The 23117-nt window shown below is 38.5% G+C and carries 19 protein-coding genes and 1 riboswitch; of the genes, 9 read left to right on the forward strand and 10 right to left on the reverse strand.

What is annotated here, in order from left to right; translation table 11 throughout:
- Window positions 1-3: 3 nt before the first annotated feature.
- Window positions 4-567, reverse strand: a complete 564-nt coding sequence (locus tag O0V13_RS02665) for a hypothetical protein (protein ID WP_268033441.1) — start codon at window positions 565-567, stop codon at window positions 4-6.
- Window positions 564-2090 carry a 2,3-bisphosphoglycerate-independent phosphoglycerate mutase gene (gene gpmI, locus O0V13_RS02670; protein ID WP_268033442.1) on the reverse strand — a complete coding sequence of 509 codons (1527 nt, stop codon included), beginning with the start codon at window positions 2088-2090 and terminating at the stop codon, window positions 564-566. Before gpmI ends, O0V13_RS02665 begins: the two co-directional genes overlap by 4 nt.
- A gap of 202 nt (window positions 2091-2292) precedes the next feature.
- On the opposite strand from gpmI, the gene O0V13_RS02675 reads away from it, so the two are divergent.
- The 3 genes from O0V13_RS02675 (at window position 2293) to O0V13_RS02685 (ending at window position 4014) form a co-directional block, all read left to right on the forward strand.
- Window positions 2293-2622, forward strand: coding sequence for a DUF4783 domain-containing protein (locus O0V13_RS02675; RefSeq protein ID WP_268033443.1), 330 nt, complete (start codon window positions 2293-2295; stop codon window positions 2620-2622).
- A 53-nt stretch (window positions 2623-2675) separates the two neighbouring features.
- Window positions 2676-3533 (forward strand): carboxylating nicotinate-nucleotide diphosphorylase, encoded by an 858-nt coding sequence (nadC, locus tag O0V13_RS02680; RefSeq protein ID WP_268033444.1) that lies wholly within the window; start codon window positions 2676-2678, stop codon window positions 3531-3533.
- Between the two features lie 76 nt (window positions 3534-3609).
- Window positions 3610-4014 carry an META domain-containing protein gene (locus tag O0V13_RS02685; RefSeq protein ID WP_268033445.1) on the forward strand — a complete coding sequence of 135 codons (405 nt, stop codon included), beginning with the start codon at window positions 3610-3612 and terminating at the stop codon, window positions 4012-4014.
- A 185-nt stretch (window positions 4015-4199) separates the two neighbouring features.
- On the opposite strand, the gene corA is transcribed toward O0V13_RS02685, so the two are convergent.
- The 5 genes from corA to O0V13_RS02710 form a co-directional block, all read right to left on the reverse strand.
- On the reverse strand, window positions 4200-5312 hold the full coding sequence (gene corA, locus O0V13_RS02690) for a magnesium/cobalt transporter CorA (RefSeq protein ID WP_268033446.1): 1113 nt from the start codon (window positions 5310-5312) through the stop codon (window positions 4200-4202).
- A gap of 8 nt (window positions 5313-5320) precedes the next feature.
- Window positions 5321-6259 (reverse strand): tRNA epoxyqueuosine(34) reductase QueG, encoded by a 939-nt coding sequence (gene queG, locus O0V13_RS02695; RefSeq protein WP_268033447.1) that lies wholly within the window; start codon window positions 6257-6259, stop codon window positions 5321-5323.
- Between the two features lie 305 nt (window positions 6260-6564).
- Window positions 6565-9669 (reverse strand): T9SS type A sorting domain-containing protein, encoded by a 3105-nt coding sequence (locus tag O0V13_RS02700; protein WP_268033448.1) that lies wholly within the window; start codon window positions 9667-9669, stop codon window positions 6565-6567.
- Between the two features lie 135 nt (window positions 9670-9804).
- A complete protein-coding gene (locus tag O0V13_RS02705; protein WP_268033449.1) occupies window positions 9805-11580 on the reverse strand; it encodes a tetratricopeptide repeat protein in 1776 nt (591 codons plus the stop codon).
- 90 nt (window positions 11581-11670) lie between these two features.
- A complete protein-coding gene (locus O0V13_RS02710) occupies window positions 11671-11898 on the reverse strand; it encodes a hypothetical protein (RefSeq protein WP_268033450.1) in 228 nt (75 codons plus the stop codon).
- A 159-nt stretch (window positions 11899-12057) separates the two neighbouring features.
- Between O0V13_RS02710 and O0V13_RS02715 the strand changes: the two genes are divergently transcribed.
- The 3 genes from O0V13_RS02715 to O0V13_RS02725 all read left to right on the forward strand — a co-directional run bounded on the left by O0V13_RS02715 (window position 12058) and on the right by O0V13_RS02725 (window position 17430).
- Window positions 12058-13158 carry a vWA domain-containing protein gene (locus O0V13_RS02715; RefSeq protein ID WP_268033451.1) on the forward strand — a complete coding sequence of 367 codons (1101 nt, stop codon included), beginning with the start codon at window positions 12058-12060 and terminating at the stop codon, window positions 13156-13158.
- A 5-nt stretch (window positions 13159-13163) separates the two neighbouring features.
- Window positions 13164-14687, forward strand: a complete 1524-nt coding sequence (locus O0V13_RS02720) for a magnesium chelatase (RefSeq protein WP_268033452.1) — start codon at window positions 13164-13166, stop codon at window positions 14685-14687.
- Window positions 14688-14817: 130 nt separating this feature from the next.
- Window positions 14818-14914: riboswitch (TPP riboswitch) on the forward strand.
- Window positions 14915-15042: 128 nt separating this feature from the next.
- Complete coding sequence (locus O0V13_RS02725; protein ID WP_268033453.1) at window positions 15043-17430, forward strand: TonB-dependent receptor; 2388 nt, start codon at window positions 15043-15045, stop codon at window positions 17428-17430.
- Window positions 17431-17511: 81 nt separating this feature from the next.
- Here the strand turns inward: O0V13_RS02725 and O0V13_RS02730 are convergent, their stop codons facing one another.
- From O0V13_RS02730 to hflX, 3 genes are all read right to left on the reverse strand, one after another.
- The gene (locus O0V13_RS02730) at window positions 17512-18576 is read right to left on the reverse strand and encodes a Fic family protein (protein ID WP_268033454.1); all 1065 of its coding nucleotides are present in this window, start codon (window positions 18574-18576) and stop codon (window positions 17512-17514) included.
- Between the two features lie 116 nt (window positions 18577-18692).
- On the reverse strand, window positions 18693-19091 hold the full coding sequence (locus tag O0V13_RS02735) for a hypothetical protein (protein WP_268033455.1): 399 nt from the start codon (window positions 19089-19091) through the stop codon (window positions 18693-18695).
- A 265-nt stretch (window positions 19092-19356) separates the two neighbouring features.
- A complete protein-coding gene (hflX, locus tag O0V13_RS02740) occupies window positions 19357-20619 on the reverse strand; it encodes a GTPase HflX (protein WP_268033456.1) in 1263 nt (420 codons plus the stop codon).
- Window positions 20620-20792: 173 nt separating this feature from the next.
- On the opposite strand from hflX, the gene rfbC reads away from it, so the two are divergent.
- From rfbC to O0V13_RS02755, 3 genes are read left to right on the forward strand one after another with little or no spacing between them, the layout of a single operon-like run.
- Window positions 20793-21347 (forward strand): dTDP-4-dehydrorhamnose 3,5-epimerase, encoded by a 555-nt coding sequence (gene rfbC / locus O0V13_RS02745; protein ID WP_268033457.1) that lies wholly within the window; start codon window positions 20793-20795, stop codon window positions 21345-21347.
- Window positions 21348-22094 carry a tyrosine-protein phosphatase gene (locus O0V13_RS02750; protein ID WP_268033458.1) on the forward strand — a complete coding sequence of 249 codons (747 nt, stop codon included), beginning with the start codon at window positions 21348-21350 and terminating at the stop codon, window positions 22092-22094.
- Window positions 22095-22100: 6 nt separating this feature from the next.
- A complete protein-coding gene (locus O0V13_RS02755) occupies window positions 22101-23054 on the forward strand; it encodes an NAD-dependent epimerase/dehydratase family protein (protein ID WP_268033459.1) in 954 nt (317 codons plus the stop codon).
- Window positions 23055-23117: the final 63 nt, after the last annotated feature.

Raw genomic sequence — 23117 nt, forward strand, 5'->3', positions numbered from 1 at the left:
TTTTTATCTTACAGCACCTTGAATTTTCATATTATTTGGCTTGAGAAACCAGATCTTTTGTGTGCTTTCAATTTCATAATGGTCAATTCTATCTTCTCTGTTGTTCATGTAGATTCCTCCATTTATAAATGAAGTATAAAACATACTTTCGCTTGACCCTTTGAAGGTGATCCAGATCGGTTTGTCATCCACAATTCTCACCATAATTTCTTTGATAGTTGTCTTAGCACCAGGTTTTGCACGATGAATCAAAATATCTTTTTGTAATTCTGTGGTGTAAGAATCAATCATTGAGGGCTTGTTGATGTCAGCTTCAAAGAAAGCTCCAAATTCATCCTTCCATTGATCAGCTGTGAATGTTTTCTCAGAGAATTCTTGGACTCCATTGACTCTGGAGGTTAATGTAACTGTTTTGCCATCCAATTTTGGGATTTCCTTTTCTACAAATCCTTTCAGATCATAGTAAGGAAGTACATCCATTTTTCCAGATGATTCTCCAGAAATGTTCGTACAGGAACTTAGGACTCCAATGAGAAGAAATAAAACTGCTACTAATTTTATCTTCATTCTTTGATCAAGATATCACCTGTCATTTCAGCAGGCTTTTCAATTCCCATTAGTTTCAAAATCGTCGGTGCCAAATCTCCTAATTTTCCATCATTTACTTGAATCTGATCTTTATTATCGACCATAATGAATGGAACCAAATTCGTTGTATGAGCCGTGTTTGGAGTACCATCTTCATTGATCATCATGTCACTGTTTCCGTGATCAGCTATTACAATGATGGTATACTCATTATCCAAAGCAGTAGTGATTACGCTGTTGGCACATTCGTCCACAGCTTCACAAGCTTTTACAGCGGCATCAAAATCTCCCGTATGACCTACCATGTCGGCATTTGCAAAGTTTAGACAAATGAAATCTGCACTTTTCTTCTTCAATTCTGAATTGATTTTAGAAGCGATTTCATAAGCACTCATCTCTGGCTTCAGATCATAAGTTGCCACTTTTGGAGAAGGGCACAAGATTCTACTTTCACCTTCGAATTCTTTTTCACGTCCACCGGAGAAGAAAAAGGTAACGTGTGGATATTTCTCGGTTTCGGCAATTCTAATTTGTTTTTTGCCTGCACTTTCCAAGACCTGACCAAGGGTATTGTTCAAGTTGTCTTTTTCAAAAAGCACTTTGACATTCTGGAAAGTCTCATCATAGTTAGTGAAAGTGATGTAGTCCAAATCCAGTTTTTTCATATGGTAATCCTCAAAATCACGCTGAGTCAATACCTGAGTGATTTCTCTTCCCCGATCTGTTCTAAAGTTGAAACAGATTACTAAGTCACCTTCCTCGATTTTAGCCAAAGGCTGATTATCCGCGCCCACATGGATGATTGGGCGGATAAATTCGTCAGTAACATTGTTATCGTAGGATTTCTTGATTGAAGCTAGAATATCTTTCGACTTTTCTCCTTCTCCTTTGACCATGGCATCATAAGCCAACTTCACTCTTTCCCATCTATTATCACGGTCCATGGCATAATATCTACCTACAACAGAGGCGATTTGGCCTGTGGAGTTTTCAAGATAGGATTGAAGATCCTCCAAATATTTAATACCGCCTTTAGGGTCAGTATCACGACCATCGGTGAATGCATGAATAAAGGCTTGATCCAATCCATTGAATTTGGCTGCATCACAAAGACCTTTCAAATGATTAATGTGAGCATGAACCCCACCATCAGAAACCAACCCGATAAAGTGAGCCTTTTTTCCGTTGGCTTTCACTTTTGCAAAAGCTTCCTTTAAAACCGGATGCTCATTCAGTTCTCCGTTGGCAACTGCTTGATTGATTTTCACTAAATCCTGATAAACAATTCGTCCGGCACCAATATTCATGTGCCCCACTTCAGAATTTCCCATTTGACCGGCCGGTAGACCTACCGCCAAACCAGATGCCTCCAGTTTTGCATGAGGGTACTTGGTATATAGGCTATCTACAAATGGAGTCTTGGCTTTGTCGATGGCAGAAACTGCAGGGTTGGTTGCAATCCCCCAACCATCGAGAATCATTAAAAGTACTTTCTTTTCCATGTGGCAAATATATTATTTTTCTATCCATTCTAACCCCAAAATTCATATGGGTAGTTCATTTGGTTGAGCAAGAATAATTCCTAAAAATGAATTTCCGATCATTGATTTTGGCTTAGTATTTGCCAAATGAGGGTTAATGCTTCTAAACCAACTCATATTATCCTTTCTACTTTGGATTGCAGTACCTGTGGAAATTCCTACAATGGAAAAGTCCATCGATCCTGTTGTCTTGGCCATTGATAGTGGTTCTAGCTCTGAGTTGGCTCGATATTTTGATTCTAGTATTTCTCTGAATATCAGTGGACAACAAGGGGATTATTCCAGAAGTCAGGCTGAGTTGGTGCTGAAAGATTTTTTCAAAAAGAATCCTCCTATGGGCTTTTCTTTGGTTTTCAAAAGTGAAAATAATCCAAGTACAAGTTCCTATATTGGGGAATACGCAAGTGGTGGCGGAAGTTATAAAGTCTTTATTAAAGCCAATCAACAGGGCTCCCAAATGAAGGTTTACAGCTTGGAATTCGTAAAAGCGTAATCAATTTTCGGAAATAAGGCACCCATCCAAGTCAATATGCCTATTTTTGCGGCATGAAGCCCTCCTATTTAACAGATCAAGCTATCCAAAATTTTATTCAGTCAGCATTTGCCGAAGATATTGGTCCTGGGGACTATTCTTCCCTAGCTGCGATTCCAGAAGATAAGACTGGAAAAGCGAGACTTTTGATCAAGGGAGATGGTATTTTGGCTGGTGTGGAGATGGCGGAAAAGATTTTCAAAGCTTATGATCCAAGATTGGAAGTGGAACTCTTGAAGAAAGATGGTGACGAAGTAAAATTCGGTGACATTGGATTGATAGTTAAAGGACCTTCCGCTTCCATACTTTCTGCAGAGCGTTTGGTTTTGAATTGCATGCAGCGAATGAGCGGGATCGCAACCTTGACTCATCGCCTGACTCAAAAAATCCTGCATACTAAAGCTAGATTGATGGATACCCGAAAGACAACTCCAAATTTCCGAATTATGGAAAAATGGGCTGTACATATCGGTGGAGGTGTTAATCACCGCTTTGCTTTGTATGATATGGTAATGCTCAAAGACAACCATGTGGATTTTGCAGGTGGAATTCGTCAAGCGATCGAGAGGACTCATGAATATCTTAAATCTCATCATCTTGAATTGAAAATCGAAGTGGAGACAAGAAATCTTGCTGAGGTAAGAGAAGTCTTGGAAGTGGGAGGTGTTGATTATATCATGCTGGATAATATGGATTATCAAACCATGCGTGAAGCAGTAGCAATGATTGATGGAAGAATCCAAACGGAAGCATCTGGAGGGATTACTGAGGAAACCTTATCAGACGTAGCTGAGTGTGGCGTAGATTTTATTTCCATGGGAGCCTTGACACACTCTGTTAACAGCGTGGATATCAGTTTGAAAGCTTTTTAATAGGGGCTTCTGGAGATAAAAAGTGTGACTTTTGGCTTGATTTCTGTCTAAATAAGGCAAAGAAACTAAACCAAACATGAAAAATTTACTTTATCTATCAGCCCTTCTTTTTGTATTTTCCTGTAGTTCCAAATCTTTTCCCGATGCTAAATGGGAAGGAAAGCAATGGACTTTAGTAGAAATTTCTGGTATCCCTGTTCAAACTTCCGGATCTGAGAAAGATGCCCATTTGGTTTTTGACTCCAGAGATAAAGAAGTAACAGGAAGCGGTGGCTGTAACAGGATTTTTGGTCCCTATGAGATCGACAAAAAGAATGTCCTTCGATTCGGAGAAATGGGTGCTACCAGAATGGCTTGTCAAGATTCTCCTTTTGAAAATAAATTTTTGGAGACCTTGAAGTCAGTTCGATATTATGAATATTCTGAAGGGGAGCTTTTGTTGAAAAATGGAGACAAAAAAGTGATTCTCAAGTTTCAATAAATCATATTAGAAAGGCTTTAGATCTTCTAAAGCTTTTCATTTTTCCTCAATCTTGTCAGTATAATTTATAAATGTCCAAATTGAAGCATTGGAAACCAAACCTTGCAAAATTCGATTATCGGTTATCTAGCTATTATAAAAACAAGAGAAATTAAGGTAGTGAGTAAATCGGATATAACTAATATTTAAAGCCACTTCTTAAACCTGAAGAAAATCAACATCCCCACAACGGATATACCCATTCCTCCTAACACATAAAAATATCCAAATTTCCAGTGGAGTTCGGGCATATTGTCAAAGTTCATCCCATAGACTCCAGCCACAAAGCTCAAAGGAATGAAGATGGTTGAAATGATGGTAAGGACCTTCATTACATTGTTCATTCGATTGGATATGATATTCATGTAAAGATCCAAGACTCCTGAGGCCATATCTCTGAAAATTTCCATTGTTTCCACAACCTGAATGGTATTTTCATATAAATCACGAATAAAGGGCTTCACTTCATCCGAGATTTGGTGTTCGGCATATTTAGTAAAAGAACCGACCACCTCACGAAGTGGATAAATTGACCTTCTTAAGTCCATTATTTCTCTTCTTTGAGCATAAAGGGAATTTAGAACATCATTTCCCGGGTTAATCATTGCTTGAGACTCGAGATCTTCTATCCGCTCTCCGACATTTTCCAAAACAATAAAATAATTGTCAATGACCGCATCGAGCAATGCATACAGCAAATAATCAGCGCCCCGCTGGCGGATCGGTCTTTTGGGGTCTGATAACCTTACTCTAACAAACTGAAAAACGTCCCCTTTTTTCTCCTGGAAAGTAAACAGAATATTCTTTTTCAGGATAAAACTTATTTGTTCCTCATCTATGGGAGATTCTGGACTAGGACATTGGATCATCTTCAGAGTGGCAAACAAGTAGTCCTCAAAAACCTCCAATTTTGGTCTTTGGTCTGTGCTGACTATGTCCTCCAAGGTCAATTTATGAATACCGAAAAATTTCCCAAGCTCCTCTAATAAATTGGCATCGTGCAATCCTACGATATCCACCCAAATCACATTCCTTAGTAACATTGGATGGTCTTTGAGATTTGAAAATTCTACAATTTCCTCGTGTAGGTTTTGATTATCATAGGAAATCAAGGTGATGGTGACCTTCTCCTGTTTTTTGTCTCCTGTATAAATTAAAGAGCCTGGAGGAAGTCCTATTTTATGTGCTGGTTTCTTTTTTTTCTTGATCCCAAAGAGTTTTTGGAATTGCTTGATGCTTGAATTCTTTTTTGCACACATAGGAAAAACTAATCGTTTGAATGAAGAAATTCGATATTTCTCCGCAATCCGGCAAATTTTGTTCGCTTAACAGGGGATTTTTTGAAAACTTTCCTGAAAGTCTCCTCAGTCATTTCAATCCAATCAGCCTTTGAAAAACCTTTTAATTCCGGATGAGGTAGAAATCGGGTTTCAATGTGGGGTTTTGAAAAGCGGTTCCAAGGACAAACGTCCTGACAAATATCACAGCCAAAAGCCCAATTTTCCATTTTGCCTTGGAATTCACTGGGGATGGCATCTTTCAGCTCAATAGTCAGGTAGGAAATACAACGGGATCCATCCACTACTCCCGCCTGGGCAATCGCATCGGTCGGACAGGCATCCACACAGGCTGTGCATGTACCACAATAGTCTTTGGAAAGTGGAGTATCTGGTTGAGCTTCTAGGTCAATAATCAGTTCCGCCAAAAAGAAAAAACTCCCCATCTTTCGATTGAGTAGCAAACTGTTTTTCCCAAGCCATCCTAATCCGGATTTTTGGGCCCATTGCCGCTCCATGACTGGAGCCGAATCTACAAAAGCTCGTCCGTCTACCTCTCCGATCTCTTCTTGGATGATTTCTAGAAAGGTTTTGAGCTTGTCTTTGATGACAAAATGATAATCCTCCCCATAGGCATATTTTGCCAATTTGATGGAGTCGGGATCTTCCGGAAGTTTGTTTTCCGGGTAATAGTTATAAATCAGAGAAACCACTGTTTTTGCCCCAGGAACTAGCTTAGTTGGGTCGAGCCGTTTGTCAAAATGTTTGGCCAAGTAGCCCATTTCCCCCTGATAGTTCTGGTTCAACCAGTTTTCCAAGCGAGGAGCTTCCTCCTCCAAAAAACCAGCCTTTGCAATGCCGCAAGCCTGAAAGCCCAATCGCTCAGCGATGGATTTAAGGATGTGGGCATTTTTTTCGGGGGAGATCATGAGGTAAAGATAAGCTCTTGCATTTTCTTAAAGGAATCTAAAAAAAGCCAAATGGTTTAGTGAAACGCATGAAAAAGCTTAATTTAACTAAAGGGTTAAACCCTAATTATTTGTTTCTGAAGAAATTTTATCTGGACTATGATTCAATTTTCAGCCTTTATTTATCTCCTTTTTTATGGTTTGGTAATCTCTCTTCCGGGAAAGCTTGAATACATCATAACAAATTTCTTAAAGTCCATTTCAATTAAAAAAGCCGCCCGATTATTATCGAGCAGCTTTTAAATTAAAAGTCAGGAGGGTATTTCCTACATTTTGACAAGTCGCTTGGTCATGACAAAGATGCCAACCTTGACTTGTACATAGAAAATTCCTGGTGCCAGTCCATCTAAGTTGATCCTCTGCTCAAAGGTCTTTTCATGAACAGCTGTTTCAGTCAAAATTAATTTGCCCGACGCATCAAATAGTAAAATGCTAACAGTTGCACTTCCTTCAAGCTGGACCACTACCGTCGTCTCAGATTTTGCTGGATTAGGATAGATGAAAAAGTCGTTTGGTAAGAGTTCTCTATAAAGAGTGATGGATTTACTAATAGTTTGACCTGCCCTATCCGTACTAGAGATAGCAATCTCCATCTGTGCAGGAGGTGTACCAGATCCCATCCAGATAAGTTGGTCCCCTTGGATTGTCAAGTTTGGATTGGAATCTATGTTATAAGTATGGATATCATCCACTGGATCAATCGTAGAGAGAGAGGCGAGAGTTTCACCTGTCTTCGGTTGATTAGGTATGGATGAATTGCTTACTTCAATAGCAATTGGAGCAGTTTTTTGAGATACCTGAACTGGTATTTTGATTATTTCTTCCAAAGAGAATCCTTCGGTTCCGTCAAGATTCACTTCAAATTCATAAATACCTGATTTGATAGGATCAAAACCTGATGCTGAAATGGTGAACTTCAGTCTTTTCTGGGCAAACCAATTGGCTGCTTGTTCATTGATTTTTCTTTCAATCTCTTGAATTGAAGAATTCCAAGGAACGACCACCAACTCAGGTTCATTTTCCAATCTGTAGGTAACACTGCAGCTTCCCAAGAATGATCCTGGGCTGTTTGCGAGTAGAGCATCCACAGCATTTGCATTCACGCAGATGGTTTTTCGCTTATTCCAATCTCCTCCAATGACATGACAAACCTGAACTTTATCTTCACCCCCTTTGTCACAGGATGCTTCTACAGAGACTACCTTGACCAAGTCCTCAGCGATACAGCCAGAATCACTTGTTACAACCACTTTGTAAATAGCCACAAAGTCACCTGAAGAAATCACCTCCAACATTGGATTTGTTTCACCATCCATTAATTCAAAGGCACCAGATTCATTCAAATCAACATACCATTTGAAAGAAAGACCAGTATAAGTACCAGGTATGCTTCCGGCTGTAAGAGTTGTTTGGCTTGGGAGTCCCAAAGAAGCGGGTGCATTTGAGAAAACCACCACATTCTCATTAGTATTTTTTGGGATAGAAGATTGAATCTCAGTATCCAAAGGATTGAGAGGCTCCAAAATGGTAACAATTACATGCATAGGATCGCTGGTGTTACCTTCCAAGTCAGTTGCTTTGACTTCAATTGTCACTTCACCTAGGTCAGAACAATTGAATTCCGTCTGAGATATTTCAAAAACCAAGTCTTCAAAGGAGGAACAATTGTCTTCTGTTCCATTGTTAACATCGTCAATGGTTATGTTGGCATTACCCGTATCATCGAGGCGTACTTCTATTGGTTTAAGTGACAACATAGGAGGAGTTACATCCTTGATGATTACTTTTTGATATTGAGTAGAAACGTTTCCGTTTCCATCATCGAAGGACCATGTGACAGTAAATTCACCTTGCTTACTAAAGATCATTGAATCGGCATATCCCTCTATTCGACCCTCACAGTTATCAGTAGCAGTTGGTTTGGTTGTGATTTCTACAGAACATTCCCCGGTCAAATCAGGTAGCGTTTCCAAATCTGGAACCGGAGCCGTTGTATCCTTGATAATTACTTTTTGATCTTGGTAAGTTTTGTTGCCGTTCCCATCATCAAATACCCAGGTGATCCAGTGTTCTCCCTGTTCCGTATAATAAAGGTAATCAGTTGTTTCACCTGTGATGCTTCCTACACAAGTATCTGTTGCTGTTGGCGTATCGGCTATTTGTACTTCACATTCACCAACTAAATCCGGAAGACTTTGGCTATCTGGTACAGGTGGAGTGGTATCATCAATTATTACTTTTTGCTCCTGTGTTGTTTTATTTCCCCTTCCATCCGTATACTTCCAAGTCAAGGTATAAATTCCCTGTTCGGTAAATTCAGTTTGTCCAGATGCTAAAACACCATCAATTTGATTACCGCAATCAAAAGCTCGTGGAGGGTTTCCTGAAAGAATCAGGCTGCATTGTGCCTTCAGATCTGGAAGTGTTTCTAAAGCTGGAATGGGTCCTGTATTATCAACTATTGAAATTATCAACTTCAATTCGGTATTGGGTTCTCCTCTTCCATAATATCTATTTCGAACACTAAAAGTTCTATGGACATCAGAAGATCCACTGGAGTTGGGAATCAACTCGTCTTTATATCCCACAGAACTTATACAACCATCAACCCCATCGAAAGAACCTACCAACTCTTCAAAATCGGAAATGCTAATGGATTTCGGAACATAACCCGTGTAATAAGCTAAGCCTGTTACATAGCCTAGATCACTTGTGCCACAACCTTCAATAGTCCAAAATGCTTGACCATCTATTAATTCAATTTCAGTATTATTGTAAGTAATGTTTTCAATCGGAGGACAGCATTCTGTGGTGATAGTATTTGTACTATCATCACAATCAATCCCCAAAATTTCTCCTTCGGAAATAAATCCTGGTGGTTTTGTACAGCCAAAGATTGGGTCACTTTCCAAAATGTATCCATCTTCATCATTGTCTTCCCAATAATATTGTCCCTGGGATGGATCGAATTCGGCTGAAACATCGCAATTGTAAACAAAAATCAAAGTCCCTGTCCATGGAACAACGACCAATTTAAATTCACCGTAGATACGGCTAATTACGCCTGTTTGAGTTGCTCCATCAAGGATATATTGTATAGAGACTTGGTCTATGTCATTTGGGTCATTGGTTACCAAAACCTTTCTGGAAGTACCATCCGAAGAAATAACTGAAACTTCATGGGATACTCCCTCTACACCATTAAGTGTTAAATCCACAGAAGTAACGCTAGTATTCGTAAGCGCAATTTGTGCTAATTGAGCTATGGCTTCCTGTAAATCGGCTAGTGATTCTAAAGCAGATTGTGCCTGTACTTTATTCCCTCCCAGAAGGAAAAATGATAGTATGAAAAATAAGTAAACTTTTCTCATAGAGATGGGCTTTGGTTGAAGCCTAAATTTGAGAAAAGAGAAGGTATAACAATTAGTTTGGGACCGGACAAAAAGTGGACAAACCTATGCCCACTTTGTTATAAAGGCCTGTGAAGTGCTGGAATGAGAGGTTTTTTAAAAATTTGAAATAAATTCTTCGAGGTTAATGTCTGAAGAAAGCTCCAATCTTTGACGGAGCCTTTGGCGGGTTTTATGGGCACTGTCAACTGAGACTCCAAGGATATCTGCCATTTCTTTTGCCGAAAATTGTAATCGGATAAGTGCTGCAATTCGCATCTCTGCAGGAGTGATTGAATGGTATTTTTCTTTGATAGAAGTAAAGAACCCTGGATATACTTTTTCAAACAACAATTTGAATTCGCTCCAGTCTTTATCTGTGAGGATTCGGGATGAATTGAGTTTTGCCAGGTATTCAGAGTGTAACTCTGCCTCATTTTTAGAATCCAATTCATTTTCTAACTCTTCCAAAAGTTTGGCCTTTTCTAACAATTGATTGGTGAAGCTTTTCAGTTGATTTTTGACAGTTTTGATCTCCGTTTCTTTGGCTTTATTTTCCAAAATAGCGATCTTATTTTTGTATTGAAGCCTCTTTTTTTGCCAATTGAAATAGGTGAATCCTATAGCTGAAAAAACTAAAATGGCGGCAATTATTGCATTCCTACGTTGCTCAGCTTCTTTTTTTTCAATCTGCAGTATCCCTAAATTATAAGTCTTCTCTGCATGGTCGATTCGCATCTGCACAACAGACAAATCAGCTAATGATGCCAAATGAACAAGGGAATCATGAAGGGATAAGTACTTTCGGAAGTAATAGGAGGAACTATCCACAATTCCTAGTTTTTCAAATGCTTCTAATTTGGTGAAATAGCAATCTTCCAAAAAATATTCGATTTGAAGCCTTCTGTAATCGAAACTTAAAAGCATAGATTGGGAGATATTCAGATAGTTCAATGCATTTTCGAAGTCATTTTCTAACAAACTGATTTTTGCTTGCCAAATCATGGATTTTGCTGCAATCTCAGGGGTACTTTCGAGACCATTGTCAAAAACTGAATGAAAAGTATTTTTTGCTTCCTCCAAGTTATTTTGATGAAATTCCATTTCACCAATATTTTGAAGGTTAATTGTTTTCCAAATCTTTTGATCAATTAAATCGGAGAATTGATCACTGAGAGTATAATAATATTTGGCGGAGTCAAATTGATTTAACCTTTCAAAACTTTGACCTATTGTATTGTAAATAATCTGATCTTTTGGCTCCTGAACATTAGGACCAATTAGCCCTTTTTTAGAATAGGAAATAGCATCAAGATAGTTTCTTGACTCATAAAGAAGTCCCCCAAGCATCAAGAAATCAAAAGGCTCAAGGCTTTGGGGTTGAGCCTTTTCTATAATTTGAACCCCTCTTAGTGAAAATGGTGACGCTAAATCATATCTCTGAAAGTGGACCATTACCCAGCCGAATTTTCTATAAGTGTTACCTATTAAAAGTTCGTCTTGAGATTCATAAGCCTCCAAAACCATTTCGTTCAGAATGTTTACAATCTGATCAAATTTTTGATAAGGAAATTTTGACATTAAAGCCTGAATTTCAAAAAAGAGAAAGTTGATTTTCGCTTTATGTTTTTTCGCGTCAATTAATTTTTTTACTTCAAAAATTAATTCATCGAATTGAGCGGAGTCCAATACTTGAACATGAGCATAATAATCTTTGAACCCCAATGAATCAAATGATTCTGATTTTTCAAACTCATTTGCCCATATCCCAAAATCTATCTCGGAATTAGAGCTTTTGGTTTGAGCCTCAAGTTTAAAGGGCTGAAAAATTCCCAATAGAAAAAATAATAGAACACCGACAATCATGGAATCCCTGGCTATATTTTCCCCCATTTTTTTAGTGGAATAAAGATGTTTTTAATTGGAAAATTTGAACAGTTGATTCCTGAAAAATATATTTTTCTTAGAACAGTTGGAGAAAAATTATTTGTTAAATGAGGAATTTTTTAGGTCTTGATACCACTGCTCTTCAAATGTCTCTTCAATTGAAACCGGAGCTTTCAAAACTGTATAAACCATCCAAATCATCAGTACCGGGCAGGAAATGGAAATCATCCAAATCAGAGGCATGGCTACCTCAAATTGAATCAAAGTGACAAAAACAATCAAAATACCAGTCACTATCCCTACAACTTGGAGATAATTCTTCATCTTTTTGGAGATTTTCCTTACTTAGTTAAACTCCAAAAGCCTTCTGATTGTTATCCAAGTCGTAAATAGAATAAAATTGGATTTCAATTGATTCCAGCCTATTTTAAAATAACAATGACCAAATTCTTGTGTCTTTAATCTTGATTCAAAAATCTCATTATGAAGGGTTTCCGCTTTACTCAATTTGTTCCACCTCAAGATCCTGAGAAAAATACCTTTGAGAACCTTCTCAATATCTTTCTTCAGCTGGTCACAATGACCGGAGGAGATGCTGCTGAGGCTTTGAGCTGGCTGAGTAATCTGGATAAGCGCTACAATTTGACTAACCCCAACTATGGAATCGGAGATTTCATAGAAGATCTTAAGTCAAAAGGCTATCTGACGGAGGAAAATCAAAAAGGAGAATTTAAAATCACTGGAAAAGCAGAGCAGTCTATTCGGAAATCCGCTCTGGAGGAAATTTTTGGAAAACTAAAAAGAGGGAAATCAGGCCAACATAAAACCACACATTCTGGGCAAGGAGAAGAGCGTGGAACTGATCGTCGATCCTATCAATTTGGTGACAATTTGGATCAAATTGCCTTGACAGACTCTTTGAGAAATGCCCAGGTGAACCATGGTTTTGGAGGAGATTATTTGCTGACAGAGGACGATTTGGAGATTGTGGAAAATGAATACAAATCCCAGACTTCCACCGTTTTGATGATTGATATTTCCCATTCCATGATATTGTATGGAGAGGATAGAATCACTCCAGCTAAGAAGGTAGCGATGGCTTTGGCTGAACTCATAAAGACTCGTTATCCGAAAGACACCTTGGATATCATTGTTTTTGGTAATGATGCCTGGCAAATTGAAATCAAAGATTTACCCTATCTCCAAGTTGGGCCTTATCACACGAATACTGTTGCCGGATTGGAACTGGCGATGGATTTGTTGAGAAGAAGGAAAAATCCCAATAAGCAGATCTTTATGATTACAGATGGCAAGCCTACTTGCCTAAAAGTTGGAATCAAATATTATAAGAATGCATTCGGGATCGATAGCAAGATCTTAAATCGGACATTAAAGCTGGCGGCTCAGTGCCGTAAGTTGAAAATTCCGGTAACCACCTTTATGATTGCTTCAGACCCTTACTTGAAGGAATTTGTCAAAGAATTCACCAAAGTAAACAATGGAAACGCTTATTACAGTAGCCTAAAAGGATTAGGCGACCTTATTTTTGAAGATTTTAGAAGAAACAGAACCAAACGCTTTTAATCAGCATGGACTACCAAAAACTAACTGGAAAAGAACTCAGCCAAATCAAAACGCTCGGCCAATTAAAGGCTTCAGGATATCAACCCAAATCAATCAAAGAAGAACTTCGCGATAATTTGATCCTAAAGATCAAGCGAAAAGAAAATGTCTTTGAAGGAATTTGGGGCTATGAAGACACAGTAATTCCGGATATCGAAAGAGCCATATTATCTCGCCATAATATCAATTTGCTAGGATTAAGAGGTCAGGCAAAAACCAGGATTGCAAGGATGATGACTCATCTTTTGGATGAGTATGTTCCGGTTGTATTTGGGTCGGAATTGAATGATGATCCACTCGCACCTTTATCTTCATTTGCCAAAAGTCTGATTGAAGAGAGAGGTGATGACACTCCTATTATCTGGTGGCATCGCGAAGATCGCTATACTGAGAAGTTGGCGACTCCTGATGTGTCGGTTGCTGATTTGATTGGAGATGTGGACCCGATTAAGGCCGCTACATTGAAACTGAGTTACAATGATGAGCGGGTAATTCATTATGGTCTCGTTCCCCGATCCAATAGATCTATTTTTGTGATCAATGAATTGCCGGATTTACAGGCAAGAATCCAGGTGGCCCTTTTCAATATTTTGCAGGAAGGAGATATTCAGATTCGTGGATTCAAATTGAGACTTCCTCTAGATATCCAGTTCGTGTTTACAGCCAATCCTGAAGATTATACTAACCGAGGAAGTATCGTAACTCCCCTAAAAGACCGTATCGAAAGCCAGATCATTACCCATTATCCAAAGTCTATTGAGATAGGTAAAAGGATTACAGCTCAGGAAGCCAATTTGAAAGGAAAACCTGTGGATAAGATTTTTATCCCCGAATTGATGAAAGATTTGATTGAGCAAATTGCTATCGAAGCAAGGCATTCCGAATATGTGGATGAAAAGAGTGGTGTTTCGGCAAGATTGACAATTTCTGCTTATGAAAATCTAGTTTCAGCTGCTGAAAGAAGACTTTATTCGAATGGTGAAGAAAATACAATTGTTCGGATTGCTGATCTGATTGGCGTGATTCCAGCTATCACCGGAAAAGTAGAATTGGTTTACGAAGGTGAACAAGAAGGCGCAGGTCTCGTTGCATACAATTTAATTGGAAAAGCAATTAGATCTCAATTTGTAAACTACTTTCCTTCACCTGAAGAAAAGAAAAAAGCGAAGGAAGGAAATCCCTATGTAATTCCTTTATCTTGGTTTGGGGAGGGAAATGTTTTAGATCTGGTAGCTTCTCTTTCAGATAAAGAATACAAGACTCTTTTACATTCCGTTCCTGGATTGGAAGAGGTTGTCACTCAGCTGGTAGGTATGATTCCCGAGAATGAAAAAGAGTTTTTTATGGAGTTTGCGCTTCACGGGTTGGCCGAATATTCTCAATTGAGTAAAAGAATGCTGGATACGGGATTGCAATTTAAAGACCTATTCAGCTCCATGTTTGATATGGGGCAGGGAGATGATGAAGAGTTTGATGATGATGATTATTAAAATCATCTGTTTTTTTGATTAATAAGGCCATTCCTTAAGGATTGGCCTTTGTTTTTTCTGATAAAATTTTGGAATAGATAAAATCCCACTTGATGGCTTGCAATCAAACTTTTCACTCCTACCTTTGTCATTAGATCATAAGGGGTGCCCTAAAATCACGGGCTGAGATCATACCCATATTACCTGATCCGGGTAGTGCCGGCGAAGGGAGATGAACAAACAGAGTAAAATAGATAGTGAAGCTTTTGGTACCGTTTGCCACTATGTTTTTTGCTTTGGAACCGGGTAAACAATCACGGAAGACTTCCCCTAAGTTTTCCAATGTTTAACTCAAAACCCGAAAGGGATTTTACACATGAAAAATTTTGTATTGGCTTTAGCTGCATTGTTGCTAAGCCTATCTGCTTGGGCTCAATCCAGTCTTGTCGGTAAAGTAATTGATTCCCAGACTGGTGAACCATTGGAAGGAGCATCTATTTGGGCTGAAAATGTCGGTAGAGGGGCAATTTCGGACCGGGATGGTGATTTTACCTTGAGTAAATTGCCTAATGGTTTCGTCGATTTGAGAATTTCATTTCTTGGATTTGAAACTCATAGACAACCTGTTTCCATACCTTTTTCAGGTTCTTTGGAAATCAAATTGAATAGTAAGGATTTCCTTAGTGAGGAATTTATTGTTTCTGCCACTAGGGCTTCAGAAAGTACTCCTACCACTTTCAAAACCATTGGAAAAGAGGATATCGCGGAGCGGAATTTGGGACAGGATATTCCGATATTATTGAATTTTACACCATCAGTCGTAACTCATTCAGACGCTGGAGCCGGTGTAGGTTATACCGGGATGAGAATTAGAGGTACGGATCAAACTCGTATCAATGCTACTGTCAATGGTATTCCATTAAATGACGCAGAATCTCACGGGATTTTCTTCGTGAATATGCCAGATTTTGCCAGCTCCGTAGATAACGTTCAAATTCAAAGAGGCGTTGGAACTTCCACAAATGGTGCGGCTACTTTTGGAGCTAGTTTGAATTTCCAGACCGATACCCACAAGGAAGAGGCTTATGCACAAGTCGATAATAGTTTTGGATCATTCAATACTTGGAAACACACTGTAAAAGCAGGAACAGGATTGTTGAATAATCGATTTGCTTTTGATGCTAGATTGTCCAAAATCAATTCAGATGGCTACGTGGACAGAGCCTATTCCGACTTGAAATCTTATTTTCTTTCAGGAGGTTATTTTGGTGAAAATCACGTGATCAAAGTGAATGTTTTCTCTGGGAAAGAACAGACCTATCAGTCCTGGTGGGGTTTGCCGGAATCCAAATTGGAAGATGATAGAACCTGGAACTATTATACCTATGATAATGAAACCGATAATTACCAACAGGATCATTACCAAATGATTTATACCGGAAAAATCGGTTCCAATTGGAAAACCAATTTGGCACTGCATTATACTTATGGACGTGGTTATTATGAACAATACCGTGAAGATGATGATTTCGCCAGTTATGGATTACCTCCTGTGACTATCAATGGAGAAACGATAGAAAGTACAGACATTATTCGTAGAAGATGGTTGGATAATGATTTTTACGGTTTTGTTGGGTCTGTGAATTATGTCTCTGACAATGGGGCTTGGGATGTAGTCTTAGGTGGAGGAGCCAATCGATATGATGGTGACCACTTTGGAGAAATTATCTGGGCAAGAATAGCTGGAGGAACTCAAATCCGTGATCGCTATTACGACAACAATGCCGTAAAAGATGATAGAAATATCTATGCAAAAGCGACTTACGAATTGAAAGATGGCTTGAATCTTTTTGGGGACTTGCAGGTGAGAGGGATTAATTACAGTTTCTATGGCGTAAATGATGACCAAAGAGTAGTAGATGGTCAGCAGAATTATACCTTCTTCAATCCCAAGTTTGGACTGTCTTATGAAAAAGGAAGTCGAACCTATTATGCAAGTTATGCGGTAGCCAATCGTGAGCCAACCAGATCTGACTTTACGGATAACCCGATTACTGAAGTGCCGAGACCGGAAAGGTTGAATAACATTGAAGCCGGTGTACGAGCGCGATCCGGGAATTTTAGCTACAATGCTAATTTCTATTACATGGATTACAAGGACCAGTTGATCCTAACCGGCCAAATCAATGATGTAGGTGCTTATATCCGCGAAAATGTCGCTTCTTCTTATCGAGCTGGAATCGAATTGGATGGTGCATATCAGCTATCTCCTTCTTGGACTTTCGGTGGAAATATTGCCTTCAGCCAGAATAAAATTGCTGAGTTCACTGAGTATATAGATGACTACAGCACAGATGAATTTAAGCAAGAGGCGATTACTTATAAAGACTCGGATATAGCTTTTTCACCAAATGTGGTAGGATCTGCCATGATTGAGTTTAAGCCAATTAAAAGTCTTTCTGTCAATTGGATGAGTAAATATGTTGGACAGCAGTTTTTGGACAATACTTCCAATGATGGAAGAGCGCTGGATGCTTTCTTCACCAATGATCTTCGAATCAGCTATACCGCTCAACCGAGGTATTTCAAAAATCTAGAGATCAATTTGTTGGTCAATAATATTTTCAATGAAATGTACGAGCCTAATGGGTACACATTCAGCTATTTCGTTCCTGGAAATGCTGGCAAAGACTTGATTACCGAAAACTATTATTATCCTCAGGCAGGAACCAATTTCCTGTTGGGAGTAAGTATGAGGTTTTAAAACAATAAACTCTGTTATAGACAAAAGCCCTGAATTATTTTCAGGGCTTTTTCCATTTATGATAATTCTTTGAATACTTTATCAGCTGCTTAGAAGTTTATAAAGTCCTTCATTTACATAATAGTTTCCTGTTCCTAGATGCTCTTTTCTTAGGATACCATCAGCTGCCAGTTGATTGAGGTAATTTGCAGCAGTTATTCGGGATACTCCTAGATCTTTAACAAGGAATTCAATTTTTGTATAGGGATGTGTAAATAGATTGTTTAGTAGTTCCTGAGAATAGAATTTATATTTGTCTCTGAGCCTGTTTTTCATTTCAGTCATTAGAATTTTTAGCTCTTCGATAAGTTCAATGGTTTCTCGGGCCGTATTTTCCACACCTTTGATCATAAAACTTATCCACCCTTCCCAATCTCCTATCTCCCGAACATCTTGAAGAAGTCTGTAATATTCCTGTTTGTTTCGGATTACATGACTACTTAAATATAGAATTGGTAGTTTTTGCAGTCCCTGTGTGATCAAGTAGAGGATATTTAGGATTCGGCCAGTTCTCCCATTTCCATCATAAAAAGGGTGAATGCTTTCAAACTGAAAATGGATGATTGCCATTTTGACAAGTGGATCATAATCACTCATTTTAGGATCATTGATAAATTGCTCCAAATTGTCCATCAAGCCTATTATTTCATTTGGGTCTTGTGGTGGAGTGTAAATTGTTTCTCCTTTTTGCGCATTTTTCAATGCTGTGCCGGGAAGTTTTCGGAACCCGGCATTATTCCCCTCAAGAGTTTCTTGAATCTTTAAAATCGTCTGATTTGTTAGCAATTCTTGTTCTTGAATAAGTTCATAGCCCTTTTTCATGGCGATGACATAGTTTTGAACTTCCTTGATATCTGGGGAAATGTTTACTTCAAATTCAAGATTGGCTTTGTACAGCGCGTCATGTGTAGTAATTATGTTTTCTACGGAGGAGCTGTCTTTGGCTTCTTGGATTCCTAGGGTATTCAATAAAATAATCTGATTCGGAATAGATTGTACGATTACCTTTAGCTCTGCCAATGCTGCATGAGCTGATGGCAATTGTTTTAGGATGTACTTGGTTTCTACATCACTTGAATACGGCAATGGTGATAATTTCCAGGACAATGCTTTGTAATGAAAATTGATTATTCTTTACAAACATAAAAGACTATGTAAAGAAATCAAGGTTTTCTTTACATAGTATAATCAATGTGCATAAAATTGACTATTTTCTTTGCCATCTATTCTGAAACATTTGCCAAGTCAGAATTCGAAACTTGAGTGTCCATGATTCTCTTGACATCAGAGTGAATCATCCAAAGTCCAATAGGCCAAAAAAAGATTAAACTAGCCATTCCTATACTTTCTCCAAATGAAGCTTTTCTTTTGGATTGTACAGTTTTTAAAACCCTCATCGCAAAGAGGAATACATAAACAACCGCAAAAAATAAATAGAATACCGGGATGGCCAGGGGTCCATTGAATGTAACTTCCTTACCATCGAAAAGGATGGTCACTAATGAAAAAAGAGCGATCCAATAGAACCAATTGAAGACAAAAAAGCCTGTTTTGATTTCTAATTTTTTTGGAAGATAATCTGTTAAAACATATCCAATACTTAAAGGATATATTCCATACATCACTATTCCTAAGACTTTTATTAGTGAGTTAAAAAAAAGATCATCGGTAAGATTAAAAGTCTAAAGGATAAATGATGAAAAAAGGTAGATGAAAATAGCTGCTGTTGGGGCCTTAAGGAGTTTTTCCATTTAGATTTTATTTGAAAATGAATTTTGGACTGAAAATAAATAAAACTCACAGATGTGGAATAGTTAATTATAAAAAAGCCCTGAATTTAAATTTTCAGGGCTTTTTCGTATAGTATAAAACTAAATTGTTTAAAATCTATTCTTCTTCTTTTTCTTCGAAAACGAAAGTTTCATCATGTAGATAATGTGGATAAATCTTCAAATGTTGCTTTTTAACCTCCTGAACTAGCCTTTCTCTAAACTCCTCTACATTGACTCCTGATCCCGCAGCCATGAATACCGGCTTGATTCCGGTTTTCTTTTCATAGGCTTCTGAAAGCGCATCAAAATCTTTGAAGTCAGCCTCTTCCAATTCCATTTCAGTCATTTCCATGATCTTCTCCTCTGAAGGCATTGTTTCCACCAAGTCAATCTTGTTGAAAACTAACAAAACGGGCTTATCTCCAGCTTTAATTTCTCTCAGTGTTTGGTCTACAACAGCAAAGTGATCTTCAAAACTTGGATGGGAGATATCTACTACATGAACCAACAAATCAGCTTCACGAATTTCATCCAATGTGGATTTAAAAGACTCTATTAAGTGAGTAGGTAGCTTTCTGATAAAACCAACGGTGTCTGAAAGAAGGAATGGAATGTTTTCCAAAACCACTTTTCGAACTGTCGAATCTACGGTTGCAAACAATTTGTTCTCCGCAAGAATATCCGTTTTGGTGATCAAGTTCATCAAAGTACTCTTGCCTACGTTGGTATAACCAACCAACGCAACTCTGACAATTCCCTTTCTGCCTTTCCGCTGGGTTTCACCCTGTTTTTCGATTTCTCTCAGCTTTTGCTTTAGTAGAGTGATCTTATTTCGGATGTCTCGCTTATCCGTTTCGATTTCCTTTTCACCGGCACCACCCCTTGTGGAGGTTCCCCCTCGCTGTCTTTCCAAGTGAGTCCACATTCTAGTCAATCGAGGCAATAAATATTGGAAGCGAGCCAATTCTACCTGGGTTTTGGCTTGTGCTGTTTGTGCTCGATTGAGGAATATATCCAAAATGAGCAAGGATCGATCGTAAACCTTGACTTTCAGCTCATTTTCCAGATTTTTCATTTGAGATGGAGATAGATCATCATCGAAAATGACCATGTCCACTCCAAAGTGCTCTACATAAGACTGGATTTCCTCCAGCTTCCCTTTCCCTACAAAAGTCCTGATATCAGGCTTCTCCATTTTCTGGGTGAATCGGTAGACTGCTTTGACACCTAGTGTTTCTGTCAAAAAAGCCAATTCATCCAAATGCTCCTCTACAACAATATCGGTGTCAGTTTGGCGAATTACCGAAACTAAAACAGCGGTTTCTTGTACTGGTGCTGTATCGTATAATTTTTGAAGTTTTCTTGAAAATTTACCCATTGCTACGTCCTTTCAGAATTTTAAGCCTTCTCTCTGTTAAATAGTTTCCTTTTAAGGGCTTTACTAATAAAATTGAGGCTTGAAAGGACAAAGTTCGACATATTTCCTCAATTTAGATTAGGATTGTCTTTGGGCTAGTAGTTATTTTGTCGGATTGACAAATTTTAGCTCTTATGGCCCTGATTTCGGAAACAGATATTTCCGGCGTATTAGAAATTCACCCAAAAGTCTTTGATGATTCCAGAGGCTATTTCTTTGAGTCTTATCGTGAAGATTGGTTTAATTCAAAAGGGATCTCCCATGGTTGGATCCAAGATAATCAATCCTTTTCTCAAAAAGGGACTGTCAGAGGGCTTCACTTCCAAAGAGTTCCCTTTGCGCAGGCAAAATTAGTCCGTGTGATTCAGGGAATTGTGAAAGATGTTGTGGTGGATTTAAGGAAAGATTCTTCCACTTTTGGGAAATCATTTTCCGTGATTCTAGATTCCAAAAAGCATAATTTGCTGTATATCCCAGTCGGGTTCGCTCATGGATTTTCGGTTTTGGAGGATGCTGTTTTTGCTTACAAATGTTCGAATTATTACAACCGTGAAAGTGAAGGAGGCATTCTCTGGAATGATCCGGCATTAAATATTGACTGGGAAGTTGAAAATCCCATTCTTTCAGAGAAAGACCAGCTTTGGCCGACTTTGGAGGAATTTAAAAATCAAAGTGGAGGAGGATTGTAAATGGGCCTATTTGATCTTTTTAAGAAAAAACCCGAAATCATAGAAGATTTGGACCTGAGTTGGTTGGAAGTGGACATGCATTCACACCTGATACCAGGTATCGACGATGGTTCCAAGTCAATGGAAGAATCTCTGGAATTGATTCAAAGGCTAAGTTCCTATGGGTTGAAGAAAATCATCACCACTCCTCATATCATGTCTGAGTATTATCGAAATACTCCGGAGATCATCCGCATGGGTTTGGAAGACTTGAGAAAAGCGGTTCAAAGAGAAGGAATTCCTGTGGAGATTGACGCAGCGGCTGAGTATTACATGGATGAGATCTTTTTGGATAAAGTCAAAAATGGTGGGGAGCTTCTGACATTTGGGGACAATTATATATTGGTTGAGACTGGTTTTATTAACCGTCCACAGATGCTGTTGGAGACTTTTTTCCAACTAGAAATGGCAGGTTTTAAACCCGTATTTGCACATCCAGAGCGATATCAATATCTCTTGGCGGATAAAAAATTGCAGGAAGACCTGATCGAGAGAAATACCATTTTTCAGATAAACCTTCTGTCTTTAACTGGGTTTTACTCCAAACAAGTGAAGGATTTTGCTGAGGTTTTACTTGAAAAAGGGAACGTGCAGTTCTTTGGAACGGATTGCCATAATCCTCGATACCTAGATATGCTTGAGACTTTACCCAAATCCAGAAATTATAATCGTATCAGAGAAAAAATCTGGAAAAACTCTTCCCTCTAAGGATCTATGAAAATCTTGATAACCGGCATCACTGGCTTATTTGGCAGTTATTTGGCGAAGGAATTTTCTTCTTTGGGAGAAATCCATGGTCTGAAAAGAGCAGGTTCATCAACTCGGCTTTTAGATCAAGCTGATTTTCCGATTCAATGGCATGATGGAGATTTGAGTGATTTCGATTCTTTAGAAACTGCCTTACAAGGAATGGATTTGGTGATCCATGCTGCCGGAATGGTTTCTTTTTCTCCCAATGATTCCAATGAATTGTATCAAGTGAATGTCAAAGGGACTGCAAACCTGATAGATGCTATGCTAGCTGCAGGTATCAAAAAGCTTATTCATATTTCCTCTGTAGCAGCTATAGGGAGAAGTTCCGAAGCAAAAAACATTGATGAAAAATTCAAATGGGTAGAATCGTCCCTCAATACTGAATATGCGGTATCAAAATATTGTGGAGAGCTGGAAGCTTGGCGCGGCGAGCAAGAAGGAATTGAGTTGATCGTTGTCAATCCATCTATTCTCTTGGGAAAAATAGAAGATGAAAGAAGCAGCACCACAATTTATGATTATGTGCTTGAGGAGCATAAATATTTTCCCGTCGGCAATGTAAACTTTCTGGATGTCCGAGATGCAGTGGAACTGACCCGAAAGCTCTATGAAAAAGGAGTATGGGGAGATCGCTTTATTCTGAATGCCGGCAGTATTCCCTATTTCGACTTTTTTCAGCAAATGGCAAAGGTTTTTGGGAAAAAGGCACCTTCAAAAAAAGCAACCGGCTTCCTTTTAAATTTGGCAGTTTGGTTTGCCGGTATAAGTCGCTTTTTGGGTTTGAGCAAAAATCCTTTGAATAAAAAAACTGCTATTATTTCCTCCCAAAAGATCTCATACGATAATACGAAAGTGACTGAGCTCTTGAACTTTCAATATCGTCCCCTTCAAGAAACCTTTCTTTGGGCTAAGTAAACTTATTTTAAACCGAAATCGTTATCCATTTTCGCTGGAATTACCCGTTGATTATTTATTGAA

The sequence above is a fragment of the Algoriphagus sp. PAP.12 genome, from assembly GCF_026652115.1.
Lineage (GTDB): Bacteria > Bacteroidota > Bacteroidia > Cytophagales > Cyclobacteriaceae > Algoriphagus.